This window comes from Tropicibacter sp. S64, assembly GCF_049803835.1.
In the GTDB taxonomy this organism is placed as follows: Bacteria; Pseudomonadota; Alphaproteobacteria; order Rhodobacterales; family Rhodobacteraceae; genus Pacificoceanicola.
The window spans coordinates 240,723-255,000 of record NZ_JBNAGK010000008.1 but is presented as its reverse complement, the minus strand read 5'-3'; the positions used below and the strand labels follow the sequence as shown (position 1 = coordinate 255,000).

Sequence of the window (14,278 nt, the reverse complement as noted above, 5' to 3'; positions counted from 1 at the left end):
TTGTTCTGCTTGATGTCTAACCGCGGTCCGTTATCCGGATCCGGGACCCTGCGTGGCGGGTAGTTTGACTGGGGCGGTCGCCTCCTAAAGCGTAACGGAGGCGCGCGAAGGTTGGCTCAGAGCGGTCGGAAATCGCTCGTTGAGTGCAATGGCAAAAGCCAGCCTGACTGCGAGACTGACAAGTCGAGCAGAGACGAAAGTCGGCCATAGTGATCCGGTGGTCCCAAGTGGGAGGGCCATCGCTCAACGGATAAAAGGTACGCTGGGGATAACAGGCTGATACTGCCCAAGAGTCCATATCGACGGCAGTGTTTGGCACCTCGATGTCGGCTCATCTCATCCTGGGGCTGGAGCAGGTCCCAAGGGTATGGCTGTTCGCCATTTAAAGAGGTACGTGAGCTGGGTTTAGAACGTCGTGAGACAGTTCGGTCCCTATCTGCCGTGGGTGTAGGATACTTGAGAGGAGTTGCCCCTAGTACGAGAGGACCGGGGTGAACGTTCCACTGGTGGACCTGTTGTTGCGCCAGCAGCAGTGCAGGGTAGCTATGAACGGACAGGATAACCGCTGAAGGCATCTAAGCGGGAAGCCCCCCTCAAAACAAGGTATCCCTGAGGACCGTGGTAGACCACCACGTCGATAGGCCGGAGATGTAAGCGCAGCAATGCGTTCAGTTGACCGGTACTAATGGTCCGATAGGCTTGATTTGATCCAGTAACAGCAAGGCTGAATACTGGTCGAAAGCATACACCACAGTGACTTGAACTTGGACAACACGATTGATGACGCTGCGCCTGGCATGTCCAAGGTGTGGGTTCTCGCGACACTTTTTAGTAAAAGTGCGCTGCCACCCACTCACCAAACCAAGACAAACCAACACGCGCAGCGTGTTGGTTTTTTCTTGGTTTGGTGGTCATAGCGACTGCAAAACACCCAGCTCCATTCCGAACCTGGCCGTTAAGTGCGTCCACGCCAATGGTACTGCGTCTCAAGACGTGGGAGAGTAGGTAACTGCCAAACCTAGTAAAAACCAAATTCTCTCAAAACGATGAAAACCGGTCGATCAGGCGCCCATGCGCCAAGTGTCGCGGGATGGAGCAGCCCGGTAGCTCGTCAGGCTCATAACCTGAAGGTCGCAGGTTCAAATCCTGCTCCCGCAACCAAATATCTTCAGAACAGACGATCAGGCCGCGCTCACTAGGTCGGGACCCATTGATCAGGCTCCAAGCGTCTGATTCACTGCTCGAAAACGAGCGGTGACATGAGCAATCTCTTCTGGCTTACGGACGTGCAGATGGCGCGTCTCGAATCCTTCTTCCCGAAGTCCCATGGCAAGCCTCGAGTTGACGACCGGCGCGTCCTATCGGGCATAATCTTCATTAATCGCAATGGGTCGCGCTGGTGCGACTCACCCAAGGAATACCGGCGCACAAGACCCTCTACAGTCGCTGGAAGGGTTGGAGCGAGAAGGGCGTGTTCGCCCGCATCCTGATGGGGTTGGCCGCCAAGAACCCTGAGGAGAAGACGGCGATGATCGACGCGACCTATCTCAAGACCCACCGGACGGCGACCAGCCTGCGGGTCAAAAAGGGGAGCGTGGGCGCCTGATAGGCTGCACGAAGGGCGGGATGAACACCAAGCTGCACGCCGTCACCGACAGCAAGGGACGTCCAATCCGCCTGTTCATCACCGCCGGCCAGGTGAGCGACTACATCGGCGCACGGGCGCTGTGTGGGTCTTTGCCCGCGGTGGAATGGCTGATCGCCGGCAGGGGCTACGACGCAGACTGGTTCCGCGAAGCCCTGAAAGACAAGGGAATTCGACCCTGCATCCCCGGAAGGAAGACCCGCGGCAAGGCCGTCCGATACGACAAACGTCGATACAAGGGGCGCAACCGCATCGATATCATGTTCGGCAGGCTCAAGGACTGGTGGCGCATCGCCACCCGCTACGACCGATGCCCGAAGGTCTTCCTGTCCGCCATCGCGCTCGCCGCAGCGGTCATTTTCTGGTTATGATCAAGAACGAGTCCTGACCCTAGAGACGCGGATTGTTGGCGTTGCGAGTACGGGCGTGGGACACCTGCTCCGCGTCGCCCTTCTCCAACGTTACGGAAATATTGAATCCAGTTCGGCACACGTGCCTGAAGGATCAAGTCCTCGCGCCGGGCGTAAGCAATTCCGCGATGGGCCGTCGGGCAGCGGGCGGTGGGGTGGTGGATGCGAGGCCGACGCGCAGGCAGTTGCGGATCTGTCGATTGGCCGCGATCGCCAGTTCGGCGTGCAACGTGTCCTTGGCTTCGGCTGTATCCACCAGAACGGCCATGGGCCAGGTTGCCAGTCCCAGTGCGGCGAGTTCGAGCGTCATGCGGTAATACCGCCGACCGGACAGAAGCTCGGATTGGCCTTCTGGCGCGGACAGGCAGAGGATGGCGGAGGCGCTGCGTGTCTTCGGTGCTTCTGCAATCAGGCTGTTTGAGAGGCCGAAGCGATCCAGGATGCGGAACATTGTGCCGGACATCGCCAGGGGAACGGCGAGAGCCTCCAGGCTGCCAAGGTCCATGGCGCGGGCGTTGAGCCCGTCTGCGGACCAGCGCGGATGATTGCGGCCGAGGCGCATCCAGGACAGCAACTCGCTCCGGAACGCCGGATCGCGGAAGACATCGAGCGACAGGCGGTCATTCTCGTCGGCCCACCGTCCGATGGCTGACGGGTCGGTGATCAGGTGCACGTCCGGACTGGCCCCGGCCCAGGTCTGCAACTGCATCATGCTTTCCGGTGGCACGGGCAGGAACCCGCTCCTGCAGGTCCGGCGGCGTGGTATCTGGTCGAAAAGCGGATCGGTGATCGGCGTTTGCGCGCGGCATTGCAGTTCCGCCACCGCCGCGCCGGGGCCGGGATTGGTCAGGAGCCTCACCTCCGTGCCAAACCCACGGTGGGCGAGCGCGATGACCATGCCCTCGAGCGCCGTGCCGCAACTGAACAGCAGATCCCGCGCTTCCGGGTCCGCGACGCGCAGTGCCACGGTTGGATCGCAGTGCAGCGTGATCCGGAGGCCGTCCTGATGCCATCGGGCCGGCTGCACGTTGTGCACGGACGGGGCAAGGTTCGCCTCCGTCACGCAGGAGGCAAAGGTTTCGGGCGAAAGGGTCATCTCAGGGCTTTCCGGAACAGGTGCAGTGTCTGCAGCGGTCGTGCGCCGATCTTTTCCATCTGGCGCAGGCTGGCCGGGTTTCCCTCCGCGATCCAAGTCACACCGATCCGGTCATACCCTGCGCCCTGTGCCTGCCGCATGACATGGTCAAGCATGTAGGGTGTCACGCCGCGCCGGTGCAAATCCGGGCGGACGCCGTAATAGATCAGCAATGCGCGGCGGTTCGTCAGGCGGTGTTTGAGGAAGTGCCAGGGAGCCGTGACAGACAGTCTGGAGCCCATGGCCCGCAGCATCGGATTGAGGTCCGGAATGCACAGCAGTGCCGCAGCGGGGCTTTGCCCATCGTGCAGCACCACGGACAGGCGTGGATCGAAGATCAGCTTCAGGTCCTTGGCCTGGAACATGTATTCCGCCTCACTGACCGGGACGAACATCGGGTTCCGGTCGAAACTGGCGTTCAGGATCTGCCGCGCGTCTTCAAGCCGGTCCGGCAGGGTCCGCCTGCTGATCGGGGCGTGGTGCAGGCCGTCTGGGCACGGGCGCGGGGGTGTCTGCGGCGCGGGCAGGGCTACCTCATGTGTGGTCATCGGGAACAGCCTCTCGAACCCGCTGGCCGCCAGGTGCGACTCCAGCCACGGTGGGCTCCACATGCAGTCGGAATAGACGGGCGCATCGAAGCCGCCGGTGCAGACACCCGTCATCTGCATGGCGGTCAGGTTGAAGTTGCCCTTGATCTCGTCGAAGCCCCGCGCACGCGCCCAGTCTTGGGCGGTGTTCAGGAGAGCCAGCGCCACCTCCGGATCGTCGGCGCAATCGAAATATCCGAAATGGGCGGCATTGGTGCCGTGGCGGATGTTGGACGCGCGATGGACATGCGCCGTGATCCGCCCCAACGGTCTGCCGTCCCGATGGCAGGTGAACACGCCAAGGTCGTCGGGGCTTTGGAACAGTGGGTTCGCCCGCGGGTCGAGAAAGCGTTTCAGGTCCGATTTCATCGGAGAGACATAGGGCAAACTTCGGTAGATCTCGAACGGCACCCGGAAAAAGGCGTCGATGTTGCCGCTGCGGATCGTCACGCTCATGCCGATGCTCCGCAACCCAGCCTGCGGCACAGGACGACCAGGAGGGAGCTCACCTGGCGGGTGGCGTCGGCTGGACCGAGATTCAGCGCAATGAGCCGGAGTGGCGTTGTGCCGACACAGAGCAGGTGGCTTGCCCCGGTGGTGCGGGCGATGTCGGAGAGGGCTTCGTCCGCGTCCCGGTGGGTATGGCTGCCGGGTCCGGCCCACACAGGGCGCTCGGCGAGCATCGCACGCAGCGCCGGGCCGTCCGCCGCCGCGCTTACGGATGCCGGAACCTGTGCTACGTGGTGCTCGTGCAACGCTTCCATCACTTCGTCGAGTCCAAAACTCGTATCCGGGCGTTCGAGAAGATCGGCCAGGCGCATCTCCAGCGCGCTGCCGCGCCGGGACTGCACGCTCGACAGAATAGAGGCGAAGATCAGCATGGCGGATAGGCCGAGCGCGGTATCCGTCAGGCTGGTCCCACCCGTCTCGCTCACCAGGGCGAGCGCGGTCAGGATGGCAAGGCTCAGCCCGCCTGCGGTCCAGCTCACGAGCCGCCATGGCTGCAGCGTCCAATGTGGGAGGTTGAACAACAACCAGACGCCGAACAGCACCGCCAAAGCAGAGATATGCAAGGCCCCGTCGGTGTTCAACAGGGCGGATTCCGCCGCGATCAAGGGCAGGCAGAGCAGGATCAGTACGGCAAAGAACCGCAGGGTGCGGCGGTCCGCCCCATCCGCGGCGTGGCTGCCAGTCCAGAGCATCCAGCCGCCGAAGGCGAGGACGACGATCTGGAAGGCAAGAAGCGCGGCGAGGTAGGCTGGTCCGAGGCTTTGCGGCACCACGAGCGCCCCGACGATCAGCAACGGCACGGCTCCGGCCACGCCGAGCTTGAGCGCGCGCGGCGCGTGCCGTTTCACGGCGGCTTCGGCGATGAGCAGGATGGCGAGGGCGGTCAGCGTGGCGACGACGAGGATCACACGGTCTGCCAGCGCCCCCGCGCCGTACCACGCAAGCGGTCGCAGCAGGTAAAACATCCCGAGGACCAGCGCCCCGAAGCGAAGCGTGCGCGTCAGCCAGCGGTCCAGCGGCGCGTCGGGCAGCGCGGTGCGGAGCGCAAACAGCGACAGTCCGGCAAGCACCGAGAGCAGCGTATCGGTCGTGAGAAAGTCGCTCATCCCGCCGCCATCATCCGGGCGAGCTTGCGTCGGACAAGCGGGCGGATCAGCGCAACAACGAGCGGATTGCGCGGACGTTCGACCCGAGCGCGATAGGGATTGAAGAACCAACCCCGGCAATCGGTCCGGTTGGTCTGCCCGAGGAGGAGCGCGATGGTCTCATAGCCCATGAGCATGCCGGAGGTGATGACCATGGGCGCAAACGACATCCGGCTGCGCCGACCGGCGGCCACCTCTCCCGCCATGTCGAGGTCGATGTGGAAGGCAGAGGCGCTGTGGGTCATCACGTGCATGACCTCTGCAGTGAAGGCCGCCTCGCGCATCTCGTCGGTCAAGTTATCCCAGGCGACGCCCTGCGTCGGATAACCCAGGCGCTCCTCCGGCATCGAATCGCCGGGGCGCGTGACGTAGACCGAGGGCAAGGGGGAGGCATAGCTGTCGATCACCGTTTTTCCTTTCGCCCGTGCGGTGCGGTAGAGCAGCAGCGAGGCGCCAAGATCGTCGGTGCCGTTGATCACCACATCGGCGTCTTCGATGATCCGCCCGGCGTGGTCGGTCCAGTCGTCCTTCAGTACGTTCAGTTGCATGCCCGGGTTGATGCGCAGTAGTTGCTCCGCCGTCGCCTCCGCCTTGTGCCGGCCTACGGTATCCAGCCAGCAGAACACCTGCCGGTTCAAGTTCGACACCTCGAAATCGTCGATGTCGCAGAGCGTCATCCGGCCGATCCCGGCCCGCGCCAGCGCAAGAATGGCGGAGCCGCCCATGCCGCCGGTGCCGCAGACGAACACATGGGCGTTGCGCAACTTGTCCTGCTGCGCACGCGTCACGAACCCGATGTTGCGCGTGGTGAATTCCATGTAGTCAAACACGAGGGGCACTCCCATCCGGGGCGAGCCCGTTCCAAAGTCTGCGGGAATCGAGCCAGCCGAACAGTGGCGCGACCCAGTTCTGCGCCACGGCGAAGCCTGCGGCCATGAGCACGGCCCGGCGGCTGCCCGCCGGAACCTCGCGCAGGAAATAGCTGCGCATGGTTGGCACGTCCATCTGCCCGATCTGCAGGAAATCGTCGCCGCGTTGGTAGTCGAGTTCTGCTTGGCAATAGGCGTTGATCGCCGCGTCGCGGTGGTGGGCGGCCTGTTCGAAGCTCTTCTTCATCGCATCCGAGCCACCGGTATAGGCATTGCGGATGATGAACCTGTCTTCTTCGAACCAAGCATCGTTACCGACGCCGAAGACGTGACGATGATCGCGCATGATCGCCCGCGCTTGCCGAAGATGGCGGTATCCCGGCGCCGGGGTCACGCCGTCCGGGTAGACATCGGCAAAGCTGCCCGCGACGCGACCGAAGACCGCCGGGACCTGCGTGACATTGCTGATCCGGAGCGGTTTCAATCCGCCGCGCAGGAACAGCAGCACAACCGTCAGACCGTAGAGGATCCAGGAAATGCCCTGCGACTGTCGGTCCGGGTCCACCATGGCAAGGCCAAGGTGCAGCAGCGGCATCTCGCCGGGGTGTGTCTCGATCCAGCGCAGGGCGTTGAACCCGATGAGGTCTCCGGTCTTGCCGTCGCGGACGAGGGTCAGAGAGAGGCTTTGCCAGATATCCGGATCGTCGAGGAAGACGCCATAGTCGAGATCGCCCCGGGGTTCGACCTTGCGAGCCAGTGTCCTGATGTCCTGACGCAACCCGGCGCAGGTGTCAGCGGGCAGGTGCCGCGCAGGACGGTCGTGGATTTCCACGAGATGCGGCCCGCTGCGGAAACGCAGGCTCAGGTGCCGTCCGGCCATGCCCCTGAGGAAGGAAAGCGGCGTCATAGCGGGGCGGCCCGCAGGTGGAGCGGGCCTTCGGGATGCATGGTGATGGTCACCAACGGTTTCGGAATCGGACGATGAGAGAGCGAGAACCGCACACACCGCAGGACGGAGGCGAGCAGGATCTTGATCTCCGTCGTGGCGTATTGCGCCCCGATGCACACACGCGGGCCATCGCCGAAAGGCAGGTACTGCCCGCGCGCCAGCTTGGCCCCGTCGAAGCGGTCTGGCCGGTAGCTGTTCGGCGCGTCCCAGAGCAGCGCATTGCGGTGCAGGGCGTAGATTGGCAGGAACAGCGCGTCGCCCTTCCGCAGGGGAATATCTCCGAGCGTCACGTCCTGCGCCACATCCCGGGCAAAGAAGGCGGCGGCGGGGTAGAGACGCAGCGTTTCCTTCACGTGCGCGTCGAGCCGGGGCATGGCCTCCAGCGCGGCATAGGGGATCGGACCCTCTGGGCAGGCCGCAAGGATTTCCGTGCGCAGCGCCTCCTGTGCCTCTGGATAGAGTGCCAGCAGGTACACCCCCCACGACAGGGTGTTTGCAGCGGTCTCGTGCCCCGCTACGACGAAGGTCAGCAGGTTGTCGACGGTCTGGTCGAGTTCCTCCGTGTCTGCCTTCACAGCGTCGATCATCAGGTCCAGGAAATCCTGCGGTTCCTCCCGGTTCTCGCCTTGGCGGGCAAGGATCACGGTGCGCGCGAGACGGCGCATGTCGGTGACCGGAGCCTTGCTCTTCAGCCATTTGAGGCGAGGCACCCAGGACGGCAGGCCCATCAGGTCGAAAAGCGACATCTCCGCAACGTAGGCCGTGTAGCGGGCCAGGCCCGCCTTCACTTCGGCCGGATCGACATCCTGCGAGCCCGAAAACATGACCTGCGTGATGTCTGAAAGGGAGGCGTTCTGCGCCAGGGTCGAGACATCCACCGTCCCCGCCGTCGAAGCCAGGTCGCGGCCCAGCCGGTCCCCGGTGTCGGCAAACGTGCGGGCCAGAACCGGCAGGTTGCGGGCGGCGAAGAGCGGCGCATAGCGGCGGCGCTGCTCCTTCCAGACCTTCCCTTCGGACAGGATCATGCCGTTGCCTATGGCGCTGCCGAGAATGTTCTTCGTCACTCGAGACTTGGGAAAGTTTGCGGCGTCGGTGACCAGCACGCGGGTGATCAGGTCGGGGTCACAGAGGTAATGAATGCGGGCCGGCCCCTTGACGTAGAGCGCATGCAGCGTCTCCGAGGGAATGACCGACAGCAGACTGCGCCCGGCGTTGCGCACGAACCGCAGCAATCCGACGGGCGCCTGCGCCATGTCTGCTTCGATCGGTGTGGTGCTGAACGACTCTGGACTCATATGCTTCATCAAGGCAACTCGACTGTCACGAATGTGTGTGCGTTGTCCCTTGGTGCAAGGCACAGATGGCCGTGTCTGGGCTAAACGATGAAAGTTTAACGGATTCTTCGTGCAGGAATATGCCGGTTTCCCATACCCCGCGCAGCCCGCAAGGAAGGGTTCGAGGCTCAGGCGAACGCGGAAAACGTCGCATTGCGCCGCCCGGGAAAGGGCGGTCGTTCGGATGATCGATCGCAAGTTCTGGAGATTTGGTGGAGCCTAGCGGGATCGAACCGCTGACCTCCTGCATGCCATGCAGGCGCTCTCCCAGCTGAGCTAAGGCCCCATCAGTGTCGCATCGGGCTGGAACCATCGATGCTGTGCGCGGGTGATTACGCAATGCTGCGGGCGGGATCAAGCGGAAAAATCCCGCCGCGCAGAAGTTTTTTATACCTCGTCGTCCTCGCCGCCGGGCATGTCCGTCAGGTCGTCCAGCGAGACGTTGTCGTCGTCCTCGTCCTCGAGAACATCATCGTCGTCGAGATCGACATCGACGTCGTCGTCGTCCAGCAGATCGACATCATCCTCGACGTCCGCCGCCTTGGCCTTCGTGGCCTTGTCTTCGCCGTCGGCTTCGATCTGGCCGCGCTTGCCGGTGTCGAGATTCACGATCTCGCCGGTGTACGGGCTGACGATCGGGTCCCGGTTCAGGTCATAAAAGCGCTTGCCCGTGGTCGGGCAGATGCGCTTGATTCCCCATTCTTCCTTGGGCATCAGAGATTCCCTTCAAACTCGTGGTCATGTCGACAATCCGGGCCAACTGCCATAACAGATGGGCCATGTCAAAGGCTTTGGCGACATTCAGGTGGACATGCGTCATATGGGGCAGATCAGGCTACCCGGCAACCCTCCGATCGAGGTGACATTGCGCCGCTCCGCGCGGGCGCGGCGGTTGTCGCTTCGGCTCTCGCGGCTGGACGGCCGCGTGACGCTGACCTTGCCCAATGGGGTCAGCGAACGCGAGGGGCGGGATTTCGTTCTGTCCAAGGAAAGCTGGCTGCGCGGGCACCTCGACGGGCATGAGGCAGCCTGTGTCGTGAACTTCGGCTCCGTGCTGCCGGTCGCGGGTGTCGAGCTGACGCTGGCCCCGGGAACCGGGCGGTCGGTGCGGACACGGGACGGGGTGCTGCACGTGCCGGGGGCGGAGGACCAGGTGGCGCGCCGCACCCAGGCCTTTCTGAAGACGCTGGCGCGGGACCGGCTGGCGATAGCCTCGGACCGCTATGCCGCCGCCCTTGGCAAACCGTACAACAGGCTGACCCTGCGCGATACCCGGTCTCGCTGGGGCTCCTGCACGGCGGATGGCGGGTTGATGTACTCCTGGCGGCTGATCATGGCGCCACCGGAGGTGCTCGACTATGTCGCGGCGCATGAGGTGGCGCATTTGCAGGAGATGAACCATTCGCCGGCCTTCTGGGCGGTGGTCGAGCGGCTCTACGGCGATTGGCGCGCGCCGCGCCGTTGGCTGCGCGAGGCGGGTCCGGCGCTGCATCGGTATCGGTTCGACTGAGACTTGGCGATTTCGGCCGGCGAAAGGGCGAACCGTCCCGCATCCGGTTCCTTGCTGGTCCGACCCTGGGCTATCAGGGGGAATGATCCCTGTCATGCAGCGGTTGTCGGACAGGCCGTTCCTCCGCGAGGGGGCGGGTATGTCGGAGACGCGTTCGATTTGCGGATGTCCGGGTGAGACGTTTCCTGTATTGACGCGCGTGGTTTTGTGATCACAAATGCCGCATGCAACCCGTTACCCAACGTCCCGCCGATACTGCTACCTCTGCGCATGACCGCGTCTATCGCGGTCTTCGGACGCGCATCATGCACGGCCAGATCGCGCCGGGGCAGGCGCTGACGCTGCGCGGACTGGGAAAGGAGTTCGACGTCTCCATGACACCCGCACGCGAAGCGGTGAACCGTCTGGTGGCGGAGGGAGCGCTGAGCATGTCCTCCTCGGGGCGCGTCTCCACGCCGGAGCTGACGAACGAGCGGATCGAGGAGCTGGCGGCCCTGCGCAGCCTGATCGAGGTCGAACTGGCGTCCCGTGCCTTGCCACGCGCACATATGGCCTTGATCGAGCGGCTGCAGACCATCAATGCCGGGATCGCCGACGTGGTCAGCAATCGCGACGCGGTGGGCTACATCCGCACCAATCTCGAATTTCACCGCACGCTCTACCTGCGGGCACAGGCCCCGGCGATGCTCGCCATGTGCGAGACGGTCTGGCTGCAGCTCGGCCCGACCATGCGGGCTCTGTATTCACGGCTGCGCCGCTCCGAGCCGCCGCAATATCACCGTCTGATCATCGCGGCGTTGAAGGCCGGGGACGAGCCGGGGCTGCGCCTCGCGGTGCGGTCCGATGTCACGCAGGGGCTGCGGATGCTTGCGGGCTGAGGCCGGAGTGCGGGACAAGGGCAGGGCGCAAGAGAGCTGGAGACCGTCCATGTCCGCCACATCCCATCCGCAACGCCAGGTCCTGATCAAGTTCGCCCTGCTTCTGGCGCTGCTTGTCGGCTATTTCGTCTATCTCTGGATTCGGTTCGACGCGGCCACCGGGGCGGTGACGGCGGCGCTCACCTGGTCCTTTTTCGTCCTGTGCACGCCGGTCGCGGATGCGGGCTTCCTGCTGGACTTCCCGCTGCGCCTGCTGTTCGGCATCCGCATGGTGGTCTCTGAGGTGGTGGTCTGGGTTTTGGCCGGGGCAATCAATGCTTTTGCCCTGCTGCTCGCACCGGCCTATTACGACACCACCATCCTCACCCGGCTGTTTCACCAGATCCTGGTGACGCCCTGGCCCTATTGGGCCGTTGTGCTGCTCAGCGGGGCGGGGACGTTCCTGTCCGTGAAGTTCGGCGACGAGTTGATGGACGTGCTGCACCACCGCGACCGCGATTTCTTCCATTCCAACCACTTCAAGCACGATCTGATCCTGATCGCCTTCTTCGTGCTGATCGTCTTCGGCTATTACGAGTTGATCGCCTCGTTGGGGCTGGAAGAGGTGCTTGGGGCGTGAGGCCCCGGGTCAGGCCCGGGGCTGCGTTGGCGTTCAGGCTGTCGCCGCGCCCAGAGCGGTGTCCATGAGCGCCTTGATGCTGCTTGTCGAGGTCTGCGCCACGACGCGGCCCAACTCCTGATCGCCCTTGAGCACGACCAGCGTCGAGCGGCGCGGGATGTTCAGCGATTGGGTCAGCGGGTCCTTGGAATAGGTGTCCCAGTCGACGTTGATGAAGGTGATGGCCTGTTCATAGGCGGGGTTTTCCGCCTTGAGCGCGTTCAGGACCCGCTCCTGTGCGGCGCAGGTCGTGCACCAGCTGGCCTTGAAGTCGAGGAAGACGGTGTCGCCCGCCTTCAGGTGTTTTTCCACGAGGCCCGGCGTGTAGTCGAGCGGGGCGGCCTTTGCGGCGAGGGGGAGCGCGGCGGCGGCGCCGGTGAGGATGAGAAAGTCGCGACGGTTCATGGGTGTACTCCAAAGGTCAGAGGGAAACGGACAGGTCGATGAGCCAGGCGGGCAAAACGGACAGCAGCCAGCCTTCGATGGCGTGATGCCAGTTCAGCAGCAGCGCGGTGCCGACGAGAACGAAGGTCGCGCCGAGGATCGGGCGGGCCTGCACGGCAAGCCGGCGCAGGAGCGCGTTGTGTTTGCCGATGGCCCCCCGCGTGCCGTAGGCGAGGCCGAGGATCAGGGTGGAGACGCCAGCGGCGAATCCGGCCATGATCAGGGTGGCCTTCATCAGGCTTTCGCCCTGCGAGGCAAGGCCGATGGCGCTGCCGAGGGTCGGACCGATGCAGGGGCTCCAGACCGCGCCGAGCAGCATGCCGCCGAGGAATTGCCCGGTGAGGCTGCCCCGGTCGATCTGGTCCATGCCCGCATCGGCGCGGGACGAGAGTCCGGCGGTGGCGGTGGCCATGACGGTGCTCGCCTGCGGCAGAAGGAGCGCCGAGCCGAAGAGGATCATCAGAACCGCCCCGGCCCTGGACACCGTGTCGATGTCGAGGCCGAGCGCCTGTCCGAAGGCGGTGATGGTGATCCCGAGCGTGACGAAGGAGAGGCTGAGACCGGCGGCCATGGCGACGGGGCCGAGACGGCTGGCGTTCAGCGCCGTGGCAATGACGATCGGCAACACCGGCACCACGCAGGGGTTGATGAGTGTCAGAAGGCCCGCGCCATATGCGAAAAGGATCTCCATGAAACCGTTTTGCCAGCGTCAGGGTCACCCGTCACCAAACGAAAGGCTGACGGCAAGTCACTTGGACGTGGGAAATGTTTCCGAACACGGGGTTGGGCGGAACAATCGGGTTGGGCGGAACACACGGCCCCGCCCGAACAGGCTCAGACTGCCTTGCCGTAGATCTTCGCGATCTTCTCCAGTGCCTGTACCGGGGGCAGTTCCTCGCTCTCGCCGGTCCGGCGGCAGGTGACTTCCACCACGCCATTCTTCAGACCGCGCGGACCGACGGTGATCCGCCACGGCAGGCCGATCAGGTCCATCGTCGCGAACTTGCCCCCGGCGCGTTCGCTGGTGTCGTCGTAGAGCGGTTCCAGCCCGAGTGCCGTCAGGGACGCGTAGAGCGACTCGCAGGCTGCGTCCGCCTCCGCGTCACCCACCTTCAGGTTCACGATGCCACAGGCGAAGGGCGTCACGCCTTCCGGCCAGATGATGCCCTTCTCGTCGTGCGAGGCCTCGATGATCGCGCCCAGCAGACGGGACACGCCGATGCCGTGCGAGCCCATGTGGACGGGCACCTTGTTGCCTTCGGCGTCCTGCACCATCGCACCCATGGAGTCGGAGTACTTCGTGCCGAAATAGAAAATCTGGCCGACCTCGATGCCCCGCGCAGTGCGGCGGCGCTCCTCGGGGACCTTGGCAAAGATCGCTTCGTCGTGGGTCTCGTCGGTGCGGGCGTAGCGGGAGGTGAACTCCTCCAGCACCGCCTGGCACTGCTCGACACTGTCATAGTCGATAACGCGGTCGCCGAAGGTCAGGTCGGTGATCTCGCTGTCATAGAAAACCTCGCTCTCGCCGGTCTCCGCCAGCACGAGGAACTCGTGGGTGTAGTCGCCGCCGATCGGGCCGCCGTCCGCGCGCATCGGGATCGCCTGCAGACCCATGCGCTCGTAGGTCCGGAGATAGGATACGAGGTGACGGTTGTAGGCGTGCAGCGCGTCTTCCTTCGTCAGGTCGAAGTTGTAGCCGTCCTTCATCAGGAACTCGCGGCCGCGCATCACGCCGAAGCGGGGGCGGATCTCGTCGCGGAACTTCCACTGGATGTGGTAGAGCGTAAGCGGCAGGTCCTTGTAGGAGGAGATGTGGCTGCGGAAGATGTCCGTGATTAGCTCCTCGTTGGTCGGACCATAGAGCATGTCGCGGCCGTGGCGGTCGGTGATGCGCAGCATCTCCTCGCCGTAGGCGTCATAACGCCCGCTCTCGCGCCAGAGGTCCGCCGATTGCAGCGTCGGCATCAGGAGCGGGATATGCCCGGCGCGTTGCTGCTCCTCATGGACGATGTTTTCGATGTTCTTCAGCACCCGGTAGCCCAGCGGCAGCCAGGAATAGATGCCCGCGCTGGCCTGCTTGATCATGCCGGCGCGCAGCATGTAGCGGTGCGAGACGATCTGCGCCTCGGACGGCGTTTCCTTCAGAACCGGCAGGAAGTAACGGGAGAGGCGCATGGGTATACCCTTCAGGACAGGCGTGATTG

The 14,278-nt window shown here is 64.1% G+C and carries 13 protein-coding genes, 2 tRNA genes, 2 rRNA genes and 1 pseudogene (1 of these 18 running past the window's edge); 7 read left to right on the top strand and 11 right to left on the bottom strand.

All coding sequences use genetic code 11. The annotated features are described in order from the left end of the window. The 4 genes and pseudogenes from ACP159_RS14690 to ACP159_RS14675 form a co-directional block, all read left to right on the top strand. Positions 1-707, top strand: a 23S ribosomal RNA gene (locus ACP159_RS14690) (it extends 2,162 nt beyond the left edge of the window). Between the two features lie 196 nt (positions 708-903). After that, positions 904-1,018: ribosomal RNA gene (rrf, locus tag ACP159_RS14685) — 5S ribosomal RNA — on the top strand. A 66-nt stretch (positions 1,019-1,084) separates the two neighbouring features. Continuing rightward, a tRNA-Met gene (locus ACP159_RS14680) sits at positions 1,085-1,161 on the top strand. 98 nt (positions 1,162-1,259) lie between these two features. Beyond that, positions 1,260-2,016, top strand: a pseudogene (locus ACP159_RS14675) (IS5 family transposase). A 133-nt stretch (positions 2,017-2,149) separates the two neighbouring features. On the opposite strand, the gene ACP159_RS14670 reads toward ACP159_RS14675, so the two are convergent. From ACP159_RS14670 to ACP159_RS14635, 8 genes are all read right to left on the bottom strand, one after another. Next, entirely contained in the window at positions 2,150-3,151 is a 1,002-nt protein-coding gene (locus ACP159_RS14670) for a hypothetical protein (protein WP_425100482.1), read from the bottom strand. After that, positions 3,148-4,233, bottom strand: a complete 1,086-nt coding sequence (locus tag ACP159_RS14665; protein WP_425100481.1) for an N-acetyltransferase family protein — start codon at positions 4,231-4,233, stop codon at positions 3,148-3,150. The genes ACP159_RS14670 and ACP159_RS14665 overlap by 4 nt, the downstream gene beginning before the upstream one ends. After that, the gene (locus ACP159_RS14660) at positions 4,230-5,393 is read right to left on the bottom strand and encodes a hypothetical protein (RefSeq protein ID WP_425100480.1); all 1,164 of its coding nucleotides are present in this window, start codon (positions 5,391-5,393) and stop codon (positions 4,230-4,232) included. The genes ACP159_RS14665 and ACP159_RS14660 overlap by 4 nt, the downstream gene beginning before the upstream one ends. Beyond that, positions 5,390-6,262, bottom strand: a complete 873-nt coding sequence (locus tag ACP159_RS14655; RefSeq protein WP_425100479.1) for a HesA/MoeB/ThiF family protein — start codon at positions 6,260-6,262, stop codon at positions 5,390-5,392. The genes ACP159_RS14660 and ACP159_RS14655 overlap by 4 nt, the downstream gene beginning before the upstream one ends. Next, positions 6,255-7,208 carry a hypothetical protein gene (locus ACP159_RS14650; RefSeq protein ID WP_425100478.1) on the bottom strand — a complete coding sequence of 318 codons (954 nt, stop codon included), beginning with the start codon at positions 7,206-7,208 and terminating at the stop codon, positions 6,255-6,257. The genes ACP159_RS14655 and ACP159_RS14650 overlap by 8 nt, the downstream gene beginning before the upstream one ends. Further along, complete coding sequence (locus ACP159_RS14645; protein WP_425100477.1) at positions 7,205-8,545, bottom strand: cytochrome P450; 1,341 nt, start codon at positions 8,543-8,545, stop codon at positions 7,205-7,207. Before ACP159_RS14645 ends, ACP159_RS14650 begins: the two co-directional genes overlap by 4 nt. 249 nt (positions 8,546-8,794) lie before the next feature. Continuing rightward, a tRNA-Ala gene (locus tag ACP159_RS14640) sits at positions 8,795-8,870 on the bottom strand. Between the two features lie 101 nt (positions 8,871-8,971). After that, complete coding sequence (locus ACP159_RS14635; protein ID WP_425100476.1) at positions 8,972-9,298, bottom strand: TIGR02300 family protein; 327 nt, start codon at positions 9,296-9,298, stop codon at positions 8,972-8,974. A gap of 106 nt (positions 9,299-9,404) precedes the next feature. Between ACP159_RS14635 and ACP159_RS14630 the strand changes: the two genes are divergently transcribed. The 3 genes from ACP159_RS14630 (at position 9,405) to ACP159_RS14620 (ending at position 11,591) form a co-directional block, all read left to right on the top strand. Then, complete coding sequence (locus ACP159_RS14630; RefSeq protein ID WP_425100486.1) at positions 9,405-10,094, top strand: M48 family metallopeptidase; 690 nt, start codon at positions 9,405-9,407, stop codon at positions 10,092-10,094. A gap of 224 nt (positions 10,095-10,318) precedes the next feature. Next, positions 10,319-10,972, top strand: a complete 654-nt coding sequence (locus ACP159_RS14625) for a GntR family transcriptional regulator (protein WP_425100475.1) — start codon at positions 10,319-10,321, stop codon at positions 10,970-10,972. 49 nt (positions 10,973-11,021) lie between these two features. Continuing rightward, positions 11,022-11,591 (top strand): hypothetical protein, encoded by a 570-nt coding sequence (locus ACP159_RS14620; RefSeq protein ID WP_425100474.1) that lies wholly within the window; start codon positions 11,022-11,024, stop codon positions 11,589-11,591. A gap of 33 nt (positions 11,592-11,624) precedes the next feature. Here the strand turns inward: ACP159_RS14620 and ACP159_RS14615 are convergent, their stop codons facing one another. From ACP159_RS14615 to proS, 3 genes are all read right to left on the bottom strand, one after another. Then, positions 11,625-12,035, bottom strand: coding sequence for a thioredoxin family protein (locus ACP159_RS14615; RefSeq protein WP_425100473.1), 411 nt, complete (start codon positions 12,033-12,035; stop codon positions 11,625-11,627). Between the two features lie 16 nt (positions 12,036-12,051). Further along, a complete protein-coding gene (locus ACP159_RS14610) occupies positions 12,052-12,765 on the bottom strand; it encodes a cytochrome c biogenesis CcdA family protein (protein ID WP_425100472.1) in 714 nt (237 codons plus the stop codon). 143 nt (positions 12,766-12,908) lie between these two features. After that, positions 12,909-14,249 carry a proline--tRNA ligase gene (gene proS, locus ACP159_RS14605; RefSeq protein WP_425100471.1) on the bottom strand — a complete coding sequence of 447 codons (1,341 nt, stop codon included), beginning with the start codon at positions 14,247-14,249 and terminating at the stop codon, positions 12,909-12,911. Positions 14,250-14,278: the final 29 nt, after the last annotated feature.